The organism is Micromonospora sp. Utrum1 (assembly GCF_057197805.1).
This window is the reverse complement of the sequence record NZ_CM170071.1, coordinates 3,119,327-3,133,860: the sequence shown is the minus strand read 5'-3', so window position 1 is coordinate 3,133,860 and position 14,534 is coordinate 3,119,327. Positions and strand designations below refer to the sequence as shown.

Genomic DNA, 14,534 nt, shown 5'->3' with positions numbered 1-14,534 from the left:
CGCCCGATCCACGAAGGAACCCCCGCATGAGCAGAACCCCATCCCCCGCGCACCGCCTCACCGCGTACGCCACCGTCCTGCTGCTCGCCGCCGCGGCACCGGCCGCCGTCGACCCACCCGCCGCCGGCGCGGTGGCCGACCCGGTGACGGTGACCGTGAACGCCCGCGCCGGGCTGGCCACCGTGCCGGAGACCGCGCTGGACGTCAACCACGCCATCTGGGACCAGCAGCTGGGCAGCACCGAGACGTCGGACCTGCTGCGGGCGGCCGGCGTGAAGATGCTGCGGTATCCCGGCGGCTCGTACGCCGACATCTACCACTGGCGGACCCACACCGCCCCCGGCGGGTACGTCGCCCCGAACACCGACTTCGACACCTTCGTGGCGGCGGCGAAGCGGGTCGGTGCCCAGCCGATGATCATCGCCAACTACGGCACGCCGGCCGAGGCCGCCGAGTGGGTGCGGTACGCCAACGTCACCAAGGGCTACGGCGCGCGGTGGTGGACGGTCGGCAACGAGAACTACGGCAACGGCCACTACGGCTCGGCCTGGGAGGCCGACGACCACCCGGACAAGAGCGCTATCCAGTACGCCCGGTTGGTCGTCGAGTACGCCGACGCCATGAAGGCGGTCGATCCGAGCATCAAGGTCGGCGCTGTGCTGACCATGCCGGCGAACTGGCCGGACGGGCTGACCGCCGGCGCCGACCCCGGCCCCTGGAACCAGACCGTGCTCTCCCTCGCCGGGCCGAAGATCGACTTCGTCGACGTGCACTGGTACCCGGGCGGCACCGCGGCCGAGTCCCTCGCCCAGACCGGCCACATCCCCGACGCCGCCTGGTTGCTGCGCCAGCAGATCGCCCGCTACGCCGGCCCCGACGCCGGACGGATCGGGATCAGCTTCACCGAGTTGAACGTCGGCGCGGGCCAGAACACCCAGCCGGGCGCGCTGTTCCTGGCCGACGCCTACAGCGGGCTGCTGGAGCAGGGCGTCTTCACCGTGCAGTGGTGGAACGCGCACAACGGGATCGGCACGGTCTCGGAGGTCGCCGGGCAGACCGACTACGGCGACTTCGGAATGCTCTCCAGCGGCGGGTGCACCGCCGACGGGTCGGTCTGCGAGCCGCCGTTCAACACGCCGTTCGCGCCGTACCACGGGCTGTCCATGATGAACCTCTTCGCCCGGGCGGGTGACCAGTTCGTCCGCGCCGGCACCGACCAGCCGCTGGTCACCGCGCACGCGACCCGCCGGCCCGACGGCAGCCTGGCGGTCCTGCTGCTGAACAAGGACCCGGACAATGCCCACCCGGTGGAGATCGACTACGCCGGGTTCACCCCCGCGGACGAGGCGCCCACCGTGCATACGCTGACCAACGGCGCCGGCGGGGTGGCCACCGGCCGGTCCGGCGGTGCGACCAGCCGGACGCTGCCGGCGTACTCGCTGACCACGCTCGTGCTGCGCCCGGCCGGCGCGGCCGGCGGACAGCCCGGAGCGCCGGGCCGGCCCACTGCGGGCACGGTGACCGACCGGACGGCGGCCCTGTCCTGGGCGCCGGCCGCGCCCGACGGCGCGCCGATCGCCAAGTACGAGGTGTACCGGCAGCACGGCGCGATCAGCGAGCAACTCGGCGAGACTCCTGGCACCTCGCTCACGGTCGGCAACCTCGACCCGGGCACCCGGTACACGGTCAACGTGCTCGCCCGGGACACCGCGGGCCGGGTCTCCTGGTCCTCCCCGCCGCTCACCTTCGCCACCGGCAGCCCGGCCGGCAGCACCTGCGCGGTGCGCTTCAGCAAGGACACCGACTGGGGCAACGGCTACGTGGCGACCGTCGACGTCGTGAACACCGGTCCGAGCGCGCTCGACGGCTGGACGCTCACCTGGACCTGGCCCACCGGCTGGCAGCAGGTGAGCAGCGGCTGGAGCGCCAACTGGTCGCAGGTGGGCAGCGAGGTCAGGGTGACCAGCACCGCCGACAATCGCCGGCTCGCCGCCGGCGGCGGCAGCACGAGCGCCGGCTTCGTCGGCGCGTACAGCGGGCCGAACGTGCTGCCCGGCGCGTTCCGGCTGAACGGCACCGTGTGCACCAGCCGGTGAGCCGGGCGGCGGTCACCCCCGCCGGGGTGGCCTGAGCCGGCCGTCGGCCGCTGACGGGGTCCGCGGGCTCCGTCGGCGGCCCGCGCCGCCCGGGCGGCGCGGGGCCGGGACCACGTGCGGGCGCAGGCGCGCGGCGGGCACCGGCCCGGCCGGTGGGCGGGCGGGCGCGCCCGGCCGGGGCAGCGCCGCCAGGATCAGCCCGAGGAGCGTCACCGCGATGATCCCGTCGAGCCAGTAGTGGTTGCCGGTGCCGACCACCACCAGCAGGGTGACGACCGGGTGGGCCAGCCAGAGCCACCGCCACCGCCCGGCGGTGACCGCGACCAGCGCGACGGCGACGGCCACGGCCCAGCCGACGTGCAGGGAGGGCATCGCGGCGTACTGGTTGCTCAGCGTGTCGGTCTCCGGCGGGCCGTAGACGGCGGGGCCGTACCGGCTGCCGGTGTCCACCAGGCCGGTGAGCGCGGTCATCCGGGGCGGGGCGAGCGGGACGAGGACGTGCAGGGCCAGCGCCGCGCCGGTGAGCGCGGCGAGCGCCCGCCGCAGCCACCGGTAGTGCTCGCGATGGCGGAGGTAGAGCCAAACGAGGCAGAGCGCGGTGGCCGGGAAGTGCACGTACGCGTAGTAGCAGTTGGCCAGCCGGACCGGCAGCTCGTGGACGAGCAGCGGCGCCTGCACGGCGGCCTCGTTGGGCAGGTGGAGCAGCCGCTCCAGCCACCAGATCCGCTCCCCGTTCTCCCGCGCGGTGCCGGACCGCCCGGCCACCATCAGCCGACCGGCCTTGTACGCCAGGAAGAGCGCCGCGACGAGGGCCAGCTCGCGGACTGCCCGGCGCAGCGCCCCGGCCGGCCGCGCGTTGGCGGCCACCGGCGGGGGCGGCGCGGGCTGCGTGGTGTCCACAGCGCCTCGATTCGGTCACGGCCGGCGTACGCCGGCCCGGTGGGCACGGACCAGGGCCGCCGCCGGATCGGCGACGGCCCTGGGACGACGGAGCGTCAGCGGCGGGCGCGTTCGCCCGGGCCCGTGACGTCCACGGCCACCTCGTCGAAGGCGGGCGCCCCGTCGACCGCGTCGGCCGCGACAGCGACCGAGCGGGCGGTGTCGGGCAGGTCCAGGCTGGACCGCAGGTTGATCGGCTTGAGCAGCAGCGCGGCCAGGATCCCGACGACCGCGATGGCGGCCGAGATCAGGAAGATGTGCCCGGTCGCGTCACCGTACGCGGCCCGCACAATGTGCTGGACCGGCGCGGGCAGGGCGGCAAGGTTGAGCGTGCTGCTGCCGCCGCCCGTGGTGGGGATCCCGGCCGCGGCCAGGTCGTGGGTGATCCGGTCGGTGACCTGGCGGGCCAGGACCGCGCCGAGCACCGACACGCCGATGGTGCCGCCGAGCGAGCGGAAGAACGCCACGCTCGAGCTGGCCGCGCCGATGTCCTTGAGCGCCACGGTGTTCTGCACGGCGAGCACCAGGTTCTGCATGGTCATGCCGACGCCCACGCCGACGATGAACATGGCGGCCCCGACCAGGACCAGCGAGGTCTCGTGGTCGATGGTGCCGAGCAGGGCGAAGCCGGCGACCAGGATGATCGACCCGGCGACGATGTACGGCTTGATCTTCCCGGAGGCGGTGATCAGCCGGCCGGCGACGATCGAGGAGAGCAGCACGCCGGCCATCATCGGGATGGTGAGCAGGCCCGCCTCGGTCGGGCTGTAGCCGCGGCCGATCTGGAAGTACTGGCCGAGGAAGACCGCGCCACCGAACATCGCCATGCCGACCGCGAGGCTGCCCAGGATGGCCAGCGCCGTGGTGCGCTCCCGGACGATCTCCAGCGGCACGACCGGCTCGGCGGCCCGCGACTCCACCAGGACGGCCAGGGCGAGCAGCAGCAGCGAGCCGCCGACCATCGCGCCGGTCTGCCAGGACAGCCAGGCGAACGAGTCGTCGACGAACGAGATCCAGATCAGCAGCAGGCTGACGCCGGCGGCGATCAGCGTGGCGCCCAGGTAGTCGATCTTCACGTTGTCCCGCCGCGCGGTGGGCAGGTGCAGGGTCATCTGGAGCAGGATCAGCGCGACGATCGCGACCGGCGCCCCGACGAAGAAGCACCAGCGCCAGCCGAGCCAGGAGGTGTCCACGATGAGGCCGCCGAGCAGCGGGCCGCCGACCGTGGCGAGGGCCATCACGCCGCCGAGGTAGCCGTTGTAGCGACCGCGCTCGCGGGGCGGGATCATCGCCGCGATGGCCACCTGGACCAGGGCCTGGAGACCGCCGACGCCGATGCCCTGGAAGGCACGGGCGGCGATGAGCTGGCCGGCGGAGTGCGCGAAGCCGGCCGCGACCGAGCCGGCCAGGAAGACCACGATGGCGACCTGGATCAGCAGCTTCTTGTTGAACAGGTCGGCGAGCTTGCCCCAGATGGGAGTGGTCGCCGTGGCGGTGAGCAGGGTGGCGGTGACCACCCAGGTGTACTGGGTCTGCGAGCCGTTGAGGGCTCCGATGATCTTCGGTAGGGCGGTCGAGACGACCGTGCTGCTCAGCATGGCCACGAAGAGCACCAGCAACAGGCCGCTTAGGGCCTCCAGCGTCTGCCGCCGGTTCATGGGCTCGGCGTCGGCCGTCGCGGTGGGTGCGCTCATCGCGCGTCCTCCAGGTTGTCGTGTCGGGTGAGGGCGACCTCGAGGTCGCCGGTGAGGCGTCCGAGCGCGGCGGACAGGGCCGCCACCTCGCCGGGGGTCCAGTCGGCGAGCGCTCGGGAGAGCACCGCGCCGTACCACTCGTAGGCCTCGGTCAGGGCGGCCCGGCCGGCCGGGGTGACCGTCAGGTGACTGGCCCGCCGGTCCTCCGGGTCGGTGCGCCGGTCGACCAGGCCGTCGGCCACCAGGGCGGCGACCGCCCGGCTGACCGTCGAGGGGTCGAGCCGGCTCCGCTCCGCCAGGTCCCGGGCGTGGCAGCCGGTGGCCGCGCCCCGGTCGATGTGCCGGAGCAGGCCCACCATGCCGGGCGGCACGGCCGGACGGTCGTGGACGCGCCGCTGCTTGAGCAGTCGCACGCCGGTCAGCAGGTCCTGCAACCGGGTGACGAGTTCTCGACTGGTCGCGTCCACCGTTCCCCTCCCCTGCCTTGGTTGCCTCAAGCAATCATTCGCGAATCTTGCGCAGTAGGCAAGTTTGCTCATTGAGAAACGGATCACGTACGCTGGGCAGCCATGGAGGAGTCCACCGGGCTACGCGAGCGGAAGAAGGCGGCGACCCGCCTCGCCCTGCACGAGGCGGCCCTGCGCCTCGCCGCCGAGCAGGGGCCGGACCGGGTCACCGTCGAGGCGATCGCCGACGCGGCCAACGTGTCCCGGCGCACCTTCTCCAACTACTTCTCCAGCAAGGAGGAGGCGCTCTTCCACGGCGACACCATGCGGCTGCGCCGGCTGCTGGAGCTGATCGCCGAGCAACCCGCCGACCTGCCGCCGTGGGCGGCGCTCAGTGCCGCCGCGCTGCATCAGGCGGACGAGCTGTACGGCGACCTCGCCGGGTCGTGGCTCGACCGGCGCCGCCGGCTGCACGGCAACCCGGGCCTGGTGGCGCACCAGGTGGCCGCGTACACGGCGATCGAGCGGGAGCTGGCCGGGCAGATCGCCCGCCGGCTCGCCGGCCCCGACTCGGCGCTGCGCGCCCGGATCCTGGCCGCCACCTTCCTGGCCACCCTGCGGGTCGCCGTCCAGCAGTGGATCGAGCAGCCGGACCACCCGCTGGCCGACACGCTCCGGGCCGCGCTCGCCCACGCCGCCCCGGCGGCCGGCTGACCTGTCGGAGGGTGGGGCTAGCGTCCTGGGTGTGGTCACCGTCGACGAGGTCCGCGCCCTGGCCCGCACGCTGCCGCGCACCAGCGAGCACCTGATCCACGACCGGATCAAGTTCCGGGTCGGCGCGATCGTCTACGTCGCGTTCAGCCGCGACGAGCAGAGCATGGGCTTCGGCTACCCGAAGGAGCAGCGCGACGGGCTGATCGCCGCCGAGCCGGCGCTGTTCTTCCTGCCCCGCCCCTCCGACCTGCGGTTCAACTGGGTCTGCTGCCACCTCGACCGGCTCGACCACGCCCAGATGACCGAGCTGGTGTGTGAGGCGTGGCGGATGGTGGTGCCGAAGTTCCTGGCCCGCCAGCGGCTGGGTGAGTGAGTTCCGGGCCTTCGATGAGAGCGGTATCACGCCGTACGGTCCCGGCATGAGCGGCACCACGACATCCACGGCGGCCGTGCGGCCGTACCGGCCCGCCGATCACGACGCGGTCTACGACATCTGCGTCCGCACCGCCGACGCCGGCGGCGACGCCCGCGGGCGGTACGCCTCGGAGGACCTGATGCCCGACCTCTTCGCCGGCCCCTACCTGCACCTCGAACCGGAGCTGGCGTTCGTCCTGGCCGACGCCGGCCGGGTGGTCGGCTATGTGGTCGGCACCGCCGACACCCCCGCCTTCGTCCGCACCTACCGGCGGGTCTGGATCCCCCGGCTGGCGCACCGCTACCCTGCGCCGACCGGTGAGCCGCGCACCCCGGACGAGGAGATAATCGCCCTGCATCATCATCCCGAGCGGATGCCCCTGCCGGAGCTGGCCGGCTACCCGGCCCACCTGCACATCGACCTGCTCCCCAGCCACCAGGGGCGCGGCCACGGCCGGCGACTGCTGGAGACCTTCCTGGCCGCCGCCGCGCGGGCCGGCGCGCCCGCGCTGCACCTCGGCATGGTCACCGCCAACGTCCGCGCCCGCGGCTTCTACGACCGGCTGGGCTTCCACGTGATCCCGGTGCCCGATCCGGGCCCGCTCACCTACCTGGGCCGGTCCACGACCTGACGACGCCGTCCCGGTGCCGCTGCGGATGCCGGTCGATTCCGCCCCTCGGGCCGACCCGGCGCTGACAGACTCGGGCGGTGGGCCGCGACGGGTGGGGCAAGGGGCTGGGCCCTGCGATGCGGATCGCCCCGGCCGCCCGGGTGGACAAGTTCGAGATCTTCTTCGACCTCGTCTTCGTGGTCTCCTTCTTCATCATCACCCGGGCCACCGCCGCGAACGTGACCCCGCGGGAACTGCTGCACGCCATGCTGGTCCTCGCCGTGCTCTGGTGGTGCTGGGTGGTGCACAGCGCCGTGGCCACCCGGCTCCGGCTCGGTGAGGGCTTCGTCCCGGTGCTCATGGTGATCGGCATGATCGCGTTGTTCACCTTCGCGCTGGCCCTGCCGCAGACCTTCGGCAGCCTCCAGCAGGGCAGCGCCGGGCCGATGCTGGTCACCATCAGCTACGTGGTGATCCGCGGTGTGCACCTGTCGCTGTTCGAGTACGCCACCCGGGGCGATCCGGCGGCCCGGCGCAAGGTCTGGCAGTTCGTCCCCGAGGTGCTGATCACCACCTGCCTGCTGCTGGTCGCGGCGCTGCTCCCGGCGCGGGTCGCGGATCCCGACCTCGGGCTGTGGCTGCGCGACGGGCTCTGGATCGCCGTGGTGGTCATCCAGTACGCCAGCGGGTTGCTGGCCGGCACCGGGGGCTGGCAGATCACCTCCGCCGAGCACTGGACCGAGCGCTACGACCTGATCCTGATCATCGCGCTGGGCGAGTCGGTCATCTCGGTCGGCGTCGGCGGCAACCTGATCGGCAAGCCGGTCACCTGGCCGGCCATCCCGGCGGCGATCTTCGGCATCCTGTTCACCGCGGCGCTCTGGTGGGCGCACTTCGACGTGATCGGCCCGGCCGCCCGGATCGCGCTGCACGCCGCCGAGGGCCGCCCGCGCGTGGCGATGGCCCGCGACGCGTACGCCTACCTCTACCTGCCGATGATCGCCGGGGTGATCCTGTTCGCGATCGGCGCGGAGGAGCTGGTGCGGACGATCACCGACCCGGCCGGCGGGGTGGCCGAGCGGGGCCACGGACCGGCAGTGCCGCTGCTCTTCTCCGGCGTGCTGCTCTACCTCGCCGCGGACATGGCGTTCCAGCTCCGCACCCTGCGGACCGTGTCGTGGACCCGGGTCGCCGCCCTGGCCGCGCTCGGCGCCGGGCTGCCGGCCGGCCGGCACCTGCCCGCGCTCGGCGCGCTGGGCCTGCTCACCGCGATCTGCGTCGCGCTCGTCGCCGTCGAGGTGGTGATCATGGCGGAAGCGCGCACCGCCCTGCGCCGGGCGATCTACGAGGAGAAGGCCAGCCACGAGGCGGGCGAGGCGGCCTTCCGCGCCCGCTGGCACGAAGACGGCCCGGACCGGCCCGCGGATTAGCCGCTCGCCCGTCCGACATCGTGGGACGGGCGACCCTTAGAGTCTCCGCGTGATCGAGATCGCCACCGAGGTCGACCTGTTCCACCCGCCGGCACGGATCTGGCGGGCCCTGACGGAACGGGCGCTGCTCGCCAAGTGGTTCGCCGGAAGCGAGTCGCTGGGTGACCGTACGCTGCTGCGCACCGCGGGGCTGCCCGGGTACGACGCCGACACCGAGGTGGAGGTGGTCGAGCTACGCGCGCCGGAGCGGCTGGTGCTGCGCTGCCGCGAGGCGGCCCGGAGCACCCGGCTGGCCTGCGACATCGTCCGCACGGGGCACGGTTCCCGGCTGTCCGTGCGGGAGGTGCTGGAGGAGGGCGACTGGGACGCCGACCGGCGCGCCGAGCAGCACCAGGGGGCGGTTACCGGACGGCTTCCGGCGATCCTCGACTGGCTGGCCTTCCAGGAGGTCGACCTGCGCCGGGCCGAGGGCGGGCTGACCGCCGAACTGCCGGTGGTCCGGCTGCTCGGCGACGTGCGCAGCCGGGCCGGCCGGCGACGGGCGGTGCTGGCGGCCGCGGTGCTGGCGGTGCTCGGCCTGGCCGCCGGGGCTGCGGTCTGGGCCACCCGGCCCGAGCAGCCGGCACCGGCCGCCGCGCCGCCGTCGGCGACGCTGGTGGCGCCCTCCGCGAGCAGCGCAACGCCCAGGGCCACCCCGTCGCGGGCGACGCCGTCGGCCACCCGCCGCAGCGTGGCACCGGACCCGACCCCGTCGGCCTCCCCCACCCGTACGCCGAGCCGCAGCCCGTCGCCCGCCGCCCCGCTGACCGCCACCTACGAGACGGTCTCCGACCGGGTCTTCGGCTACCGGGGCGAGGTGGTGGTGCGCAATCCGGGGACGGCGGCGCGGTCGGGCTGGACGGTGACCGTGACGCTGGGCGACGGCGCCACCGTCGGCAGCGTCAACGGGGCCGAGGCGACGCAGGACGGGACGGTGGTCACCTTCACCGGCGCGGCGGTGCCACCGGGCGGGTCGACCACCATCCGGTTCGACGTCCGGGACCCCGACCTGACGGCCACCGGGCCGGAGGGCTGCACGGTGGACGGCGCGGCCTGCTCGCGCCCGTGAGCGGCGCGGCCCGGATCAGCAGAACCAGCCGTCCTGCACCCAGCCGTGCCGGTTGACGTGGCCGTAGGCGAAGCCGTAGACGTAGCCGCCGCTGCGCGGCCCCTCGACCAGGAAGGTCTGACCACGGTAGAGCGTCCCCATCCACGCGCCGTTCGGGTCGGTCCGGACGAGGAGGTCGCTGGCGCAGACGGTCTCCCGCTGCCCGATCGTGCCGTCGGCCGCCTGCGCGGCCGTCGGCAGGGCGGTCACCGCGAGCGCGGCGGCCAGGGCGGCGGCGGCGAGCCGGGTCGAATTCACCATGAGTCGTAGCCTCCGATGCACTCCAGCCGCAGGTAGCCCCAGTCGTTGGGCCCGAAGTCGAAGGACGCCGCCCAGCCGTTGTAGACCGGGTGCACCCCCGGGGTGTGCCCGATCTTGTCGCCGTAGGTGAGGGTGCGCTTGAGCCCGTACGGGCCGCGGGCCGAGTCGTAGTTGTCGTAGAAGCTGGCGGTCTGGCAGACCACGACGGCGTGCCGCGGGACGACGGTCTCGGCCCGTGCCGCCGCGGCCGTCCAGGGTGTCAGGCAGACGCCGGCGACCGCCGCGGCCGTCAGCCGTGTCGTTCGACGCATCGGGGTGCCCCCTCTCGCTCCGGTGGCCCACACTCTAACCCGTGTGAGTGATGTTCATCTATAGGTCGAGCCGCCGGGAGGACGTGTCCTCCCGGCGGCCCGCTGACCGGTGGGTCAGTTCCGGTTGATGGTGAAGGTGGTGGTCGTGTTCCTGATGTCCTGGTAGTTGTCGGTCAGCCGGAGGTTGGTGAAGGTGGCGGAGCCGACCGCCGGGCCCTGCCCCGGTTCGGGCATCTCGTTGGCCCAGATGCCGAAGCCGGACTTGGCGTCGAAGGCGTCGCCGCTGCGCTTCGCCCCGGAGATCGACACGTTGGTGAAGACCGTGTCGGTGATCGGATTCTCCGGTTGGCCGCCGTTGTACTTGGTCTGGAACATGATCCCGGAGTACGTCGGGTCGACGATGTCCACGTCGGACACTCGGATGCCGCGGAACTCCTTGGAGGCCGAGAAGAGCCACATTGCCGGGAAGGTCTGCGCGCCCCAGAAGTGCCCGCCCGCCCGGATCAGCGAGACGTTCTGGAACTGGGTGGGCGGGCTGGCGCCGAACCCGACGAACGGGTAGCCGAAGTCGAGCGAGCTGATGGTGATGCCCGAGTACGTCAGCATGTCGGCGATGTAGAGGTTGCGGAAGATGTTGTCGTAGCCGCCGTACACGGCCACCCCGGCCGCCCGCCAGGTGAGCGTGGCGGTCAGGTTCTCGAACACGTTGCCGTGGTTGCCGCCCGAGGCGCCCTGGTCGGTCGCGGAGAACAGCGCGAAGGCGTCGTCGCCGTTGGAGCGGCCCTCCGAGTTGGTGACCAGGTTGTTCGTGCTGCCGTTGGTCATGTTCACCGCGTCGGCGAAGGTGTCCCGGAACCGGCTGTCCCGGATGGTCAGCCCGCTGACGCTCACCCCCCAGTACGCGCAGACCGTGTGCTCGACCCAGACGCTGTCCAGCGTCATGTTGTCGACGTCCTTCAGCTCGCCCCACACCTTGCCCGGACCGTCGATCCGGTTGGTGTAGTTGCCGAAGAACGCCAGGTGGGCGAAGGTCGACCCGCTCGCCGAGGACTCCACCCGGAAGCCGGCGTCGGTGTTCTGCTGGTTGGTCGGCGTCTGGAAGCGGGTGTACCACATGCCCGCGCCGACCACCTTGACCGGCTTGCCGTACACCTGGAACTTCTGCGCGGTGTCGTAGGTGCCCGGCGGCAGGTAGACACCGACCAGGTTGCCGGTGGTGTCCATCCGGACGGCGTCCAGCGCGTTCTGCACGTCGGCGTGGCTGAATCCGGTCGGCTCCCGGTAGCGGGCCGGGTCCGGGTTCGCCCGCGGCGACACCAGCTCGGTGTTGACGAAGTCGATCGCGTACGTGGTGCTGTTGGCCGGGTCCTTCTGAAGCCGGATGGTGACGCCGGCCGGGACGGTGGAGTTCAGCATCACGTTGGCCTCGTCGTACAGGTGGCGGGGTGCGCCGGCGCCCGGCGAGTCGCTCGGGCCCGCCTCGGCCCCGTAGAGCCAGATGTGCTTCGAGGTCAGGTTGATCGGCTTGTGCAGCACCCCGTTGACGTAGATGTTCAACGTCGCGTCGATCCCGCCGCCGCCCGGGGCGTCCGGGATGGAGAAGCGGGTGACCAGGGTGTTGGTGGCCGCCCGAGTGGTCCACTCGACGTACGCGCCGGTGGTGTTCAGGGTGACCGCCCGGCGTCCGGACGCCTCGCCGGCCAGGTCGCCGATGGTCCGGTTCGGCCCGAGCACCTGCGCCCCGCCGCCGACCCGGCCCTCCTCGGCCTCGTACGTGTCGTACGGGACGTTCGCGCCCCGCCCGACGAACAGCGGCCGGTCGCTGGTGTTGTTCTGCTGCTTGACCGGCAGCTCGTTGGCGTCGGCGGCGAGCGCCACCCGCACCGTGTACTTCCCGTTCGCCGCCGTCCAGCTGCCCAGGTTGACCGGCGGGCTGGTCGCCCCGGCCGCGAGGGTGCCGCTGTACGAGCCGGTCAGGGTGCGTACCACCGCGCCGGTGTCGCCGAGCAGGGTGAGGGTGATGTTGTGCGCGCCGCCGGCCGAGGCGACCGTGCCCTGGTTGCGGACCGACACCGCGAAGCTGACCGCGGCGCCGGCGCTCGGCGTGCCGGGTGACCAGGTCACCGCCCCGGCGACCAGGTCGGAGCTGGGCACCGCGCTGACCGTCAGCGAGCCGGTGCGGCTGTTGTTCGACTCGTTCTGCTCGATGACCGTGTTGGCCTCGTCGACCGTGGCGGTCACCTCGTAGCTGCCGGCGTTGCGCGCGCCGATGTCGACGGCGACGGTCGCCGAGGCCCCGGCCGCGAGCGCGCCGACGGCCGCGGTGCCGACCTTCGTCGTACCCAGGTAGAAGGTGACCGCGGAGGCGGCGGCCGGCGCGGTGCCGGCGTTGCGCACGGTGGCGGAGAGGGTGACCGGGTCGGTCTCCACCGGCGCGGACGGCGCCGCGGACACGGCGGTGACGGTGAGGTCCGGGTTCGGCGCCGGGGTGCCGATCACCTGGAACTCGGCGACCTGGCCGTTGGACGAGCCGGAGTTGGCGGTGAACTGCAGCCGCACGTCCGCGGCGGTGGCGCTCACCGGGATGGTCACCGTGTTGCTGCTGGTCGGGTTGAACGAGTACGTCGCCGAGCCGACCACCGTGGTGAACCCGGCGGCGGACTGCTCCCGGCCGAGCACCTGGAAGGTCTGCGTGCGCGGCCCCCAGACCGGGTCCGGGTTCAGCTTGACCACGACGGCGCTGATGCTGGCGTTGGCCCCCAGGGCGACGGTCAGCGTGCTCGGGTACGCCCCCGGCGCGCCCTCCCAGTAGGTCGTCACGTCGTTGTCGTTGGCGTTGACCGCGTTGAACACGTGCACCACCGAGGAGGCGGTGATCGGCTTGCCGACGGCCAGGTTGCTGCCGCCCGGGGTGCCGCCGGTCCGGGTGACCGTGTTCGAGGTCGCCGAGACGTTCCCGGCCGCGTCGCGGGCGCGGACGAACCAGGAGACGGTGGCGGTGCCCGGCTGGGTGTCGGTGTAGGTGAGGGTGGTGCCGTTGACGCTGCCGCGCAGGGCGTTGTTGGCGTAGACGTCGTAGCCGGTGACGCCGACGTTGTCGGTGGACGCCGTCCAGGTCAGCCGGACCTGCCCGGCCGCCGGCTGGGTGTACGCGAGGTTGCCGGGCGCGGTCGGCGCGGTGGTGTCCCCTGTGTTGCCGGTGCGGGTGACGGTGTTGCTGTTGGCCGACTGGTTGCCGGCCGCGTCGCGGGCCCGGACGTAGTAGGAGACCGTCGACCCGGCCGGCTGGGTGTCGGTGTACGAGAGGGTCGACGCGCCGACGCTGGTGCGGAGCGTGCCGTTGGCGTAGACGTCGTAGCCGGTGACGCCGACGTTGTCGGTGGACGCCGTCCAGGTCAGCCGGACCTGGTCGGCGGCGGGCTCGGTGAGGGTGAGGTTGCCGGGCGCGCTGGGCGGCTGGGTGTCGCCGGTGGCCGGGCCGTAGACCTCCAGCTCGGCGAGCTGGCCGGCGGGCCAGCCGGTGTTGGCGGTGACCAGCAGCCGCACGTAGCGGGTGGTGGCGGTGCCGAAGGTGACGGTGACCGTGTTGCCGCTGGTGGGGTTGAAGGCGTAGCCGGCGGAGGCGACGAGCGTGCCGAAGGTGGACCCGTCGGTGCTGCCCTGCACGGTGAGCGTCTGGGTGCGCGCCGGCCAGCCGGTCGGAAGCTTGAGCACCACCTTGTTGACCGCCACGGCGGCGCCGAGGTCGACCCGGATCCACTGCGGGAACGCGTTGTTGGCGCTCTCCCAGTAGGTGGCTGGGTTGCCGTCGTTGGCGTTGCCCGCGCCGTAGACGTCGGAGTGGCTGCTCTCCGCCATGGTCCGGCCCAGGGCCAGGTTGGCCGACGAGTTCGCCGCCCCGTACACCTCCAGTTCAGCGAGCTGTGCGGCGGCCCAGCCGGTGTTGGCGGTGACCGTGATCCGGACGTGGCGGGTGCTGGTGGCCGGGAAGCTCAGCGTGACCGTGTTGCCGTTGGCCGGGCTGAAGGCGCGCCCGGCCGAGGCGACCAGGGTGCTGAAGCTGGCGCCGTCGGTGCTGCCCTGCACCGACAGGGTCTCGGTGCGGGACTCCCAGCCGGTGGGGAGCTTCAGCACCACCTGGTCGACCGACTGGGCGGAGCCGAGGTCGACCTGGGCCCACTGGGGGAACGTGCCGCCGGTGCTCTCCCAGTAGCTGCCGGCGTTGCCGTCGGTGAGGTTGCCGGCCGCGTACGGGCCGTTGACGCTGCTGGCCGTGGCGGTGCGGCCGAGGGCGAGGTTCGGGCCGCCGGCCGCGGCGGCCGGGGACGGGGGCGGGCCCGTGACGGCCAGCGCGACCGCGGCGAGCACCGCGACCAGCCGGGTACGGAATCTGGACATGGTGGAGGGACACCTTCTTCCGGGAACGTGGAGAGGTGGGTGTGGTGGGGGGTGGACGGGGTCCCCGCCGCGC

General features: G+C 73.1%; 12 protein-coding genes. 6 read left to right on the top strand and 6 right to left on the bottom strand.

Features of this window, described 5'->3' with window-relative positions; genetic code table 11:
• Nucleotides 1-26 precede the first annotated feature (26 nt).
• Entirely contained in the window at nt 27-2,096 is a 2,070-nt protein-coding gene (locus AC0OLQ_RS14860; RefSeq protein WP_484531795.1) for a cellulose binding domain-containing protein, read from the top strand.
• A 12-nt stretch (nt 2,097-2,108) separates the two neighbouring features.
• On the opposite strand, the gene AC0OLQ_RS14855 is transcribed toward AC0OLQ_RS14860, so the two are convergent.
• From AC0OLQ_RS14855 to AC0OLQ_RS14845, 3 genes are all read right to left on the bottom strand, one after another.
• Nucleotides 2,109-2,996 carry a phosphatase PAP2 family protein gene (locus tag AC0OLQ_RS14855; RefSeq protein WP_484531794.1) on the bottom strand — a complete coding sequence of 296 codons (888 nt, stop codon included), beginning with the start codon at nt 2,994-2,996 and terminating at the stop codon, nt 2,109-2,111.
• Between the two features lie 95 nt (nt 2,997-3,091).
• On the bottom strand, nt 3,092-4,729 hold the full coding sequence (locus tag AC0OLQ_RS14850) for an MDR family MFS transporter (protein ID WP_484531793.1): 1,638 nt from the start codon (nt 4,727-4,729) through the stop codon (nt 3,092-3,094).
• On the bottom strand, nt 4,726-5,196 hold the full coding sequence (locus tag AC0OLQ_RS14845; protein ID WP_484531792.1) for a MarR family winged helix-turn-helix transcriptional regulator: 471 nt from the start codon (nt 5,194-5,196) through the stop codon (nt 4,726-4,728). Before AC0OLQ_RS14845 ends, AC0OLQ_RS14850 begins: the two co-directional genes overlap by 4 nt.
• A 102-nt stretch (nt 5,197-5,298) precedes the next feature.
• Between AC0OLQ_RS14845 and AC0OLQ_RS14840 the strand changes: the two genes are divergently transcribed.
• The 5 genes from AC0OLQ_RS14840 to AC0OLQ_RS14820 all read left to right on the top strand — a co-directional run bounded on the left by AC0OLQ_RS14840 (nt 5,299) and on the right by AC0OLQ_RS14820 (nt 9,452).
• Nucleotides 5,299-5,889 carry a TetR/AcrR family transcriptional regulator gene (locus AC0OLQ_RS14840; protein ID WP_484531791.1) on the top strand — a complete coding sequence of 197 codons (591 nt, stop codon included), beginning with the start codon at nt 5,299-5,301 and terminating at the stop codon, nt 5,887-5,889.
• Between the two features lie 31 nt (nt 5,890-5,920).
• Nucleotides 5,921-6,262: an MmcQ/YjbR family DNA-binding protein gene (locus AC0OLQ_RS14835; protein ID WP_484531790.1), complete on the top strand. Its 342-nt coding sequence runs from the start codon at nt 5,921-5,923 to the stop codon at nt 6,260-6,262.
• A gap of 46 nt (nt 6,263-6,308) precedes the next feature.
• The gene (locus AC0OLQ_RS14830) at nt 6,309-6,935 is read left to right on the top strand and encodes a GNAT family N-acetyltransferase (RefSeq protein WP_484531789.1); all 627 of its coding nucleotides are present in this window, start codon (nt 6,309-6,311) and stop codon (nt 6,933-6,935) included.
• 77 nt (nt 6,936-7,012) lie between these two features.
• A complete protein-coding gene (locus tag AC0OLQ_RS14825) occupies nt 7,013-8,344 on the top strand; it encodes a low temperature requirement protein A (protein WP_484531788.1) in 1,332 nt (443 codons plus the stop codon).
• Between the two features lie 49 nt (nt 8,345-8,393).
• Nucleotides 8,394-9,452 carry a cellulose binding domain-containing protein gene (locus AC0OLQ_RS14820; protein ID WP_484531787.1) on the top strand — a complete coding sequence of 353 codons (1,059 nt, stop codon included), beginning with the start codon at nt 8,394-8,396 and terminating at the stop codon, nt 9,450-9,452.
• 15 nt (nt 9,453-9,467) lie between these two features.
• Here AC0OLQ_RS14820 and AC0OLQ_RS14815 read toward each other — a convergent pair whose 3' ends face one another.
• The 3 genes from AC0OLQ_RS14815 to AC0OLQ_RS14805 all read right to left on the bottom strand — a co-directional run bounded on the left by AC0OLQ_RS14815 (nt 9,468) and on the right by AC0OLQ_RS14805 (nt 14,461).
• Complete coding sequence (locus tag AC0OLQ_RS14815; protein ID WP_484531786.1) at nt 9,468-9,752, bottom strand: hypothetical protein; 285 nt, start codon at nt 9,750-9,752, stop codon at nt 9,468-9,470.
• Nucleotides 9,746-10,063 (bottom strand): hypothetical protein, encoded by a 318-nt coding sequence (locus AC0OLQ_RS14810; RefSeq protein ID WP_357336921.1) that lies wholly within the window; start codon nt 10,061-10,063, stop codon nt 9,746-9,748. The genes AC0OLQ_RS14815 and AC0OLQ_RS14810 overlap by 7 nt, the downstream gene beginning before the upstream one ends.
• 114 nt (nt 10,064-10,177) lie before the next feature.
• Nucleotides 10,178-14,461, bottom strand: coding sequence for a discoidin domain-containing protein (locus tag AC0OLQ_RS14805; RefSeq protein ID WP_484531785.1), 4,284 nt, complete (start codon nt 14,459-14,461; stop codon nt 10,178-10,180).
• Nucleotides 14,462-14,534 lie beyond the last annotated feature (73 nt).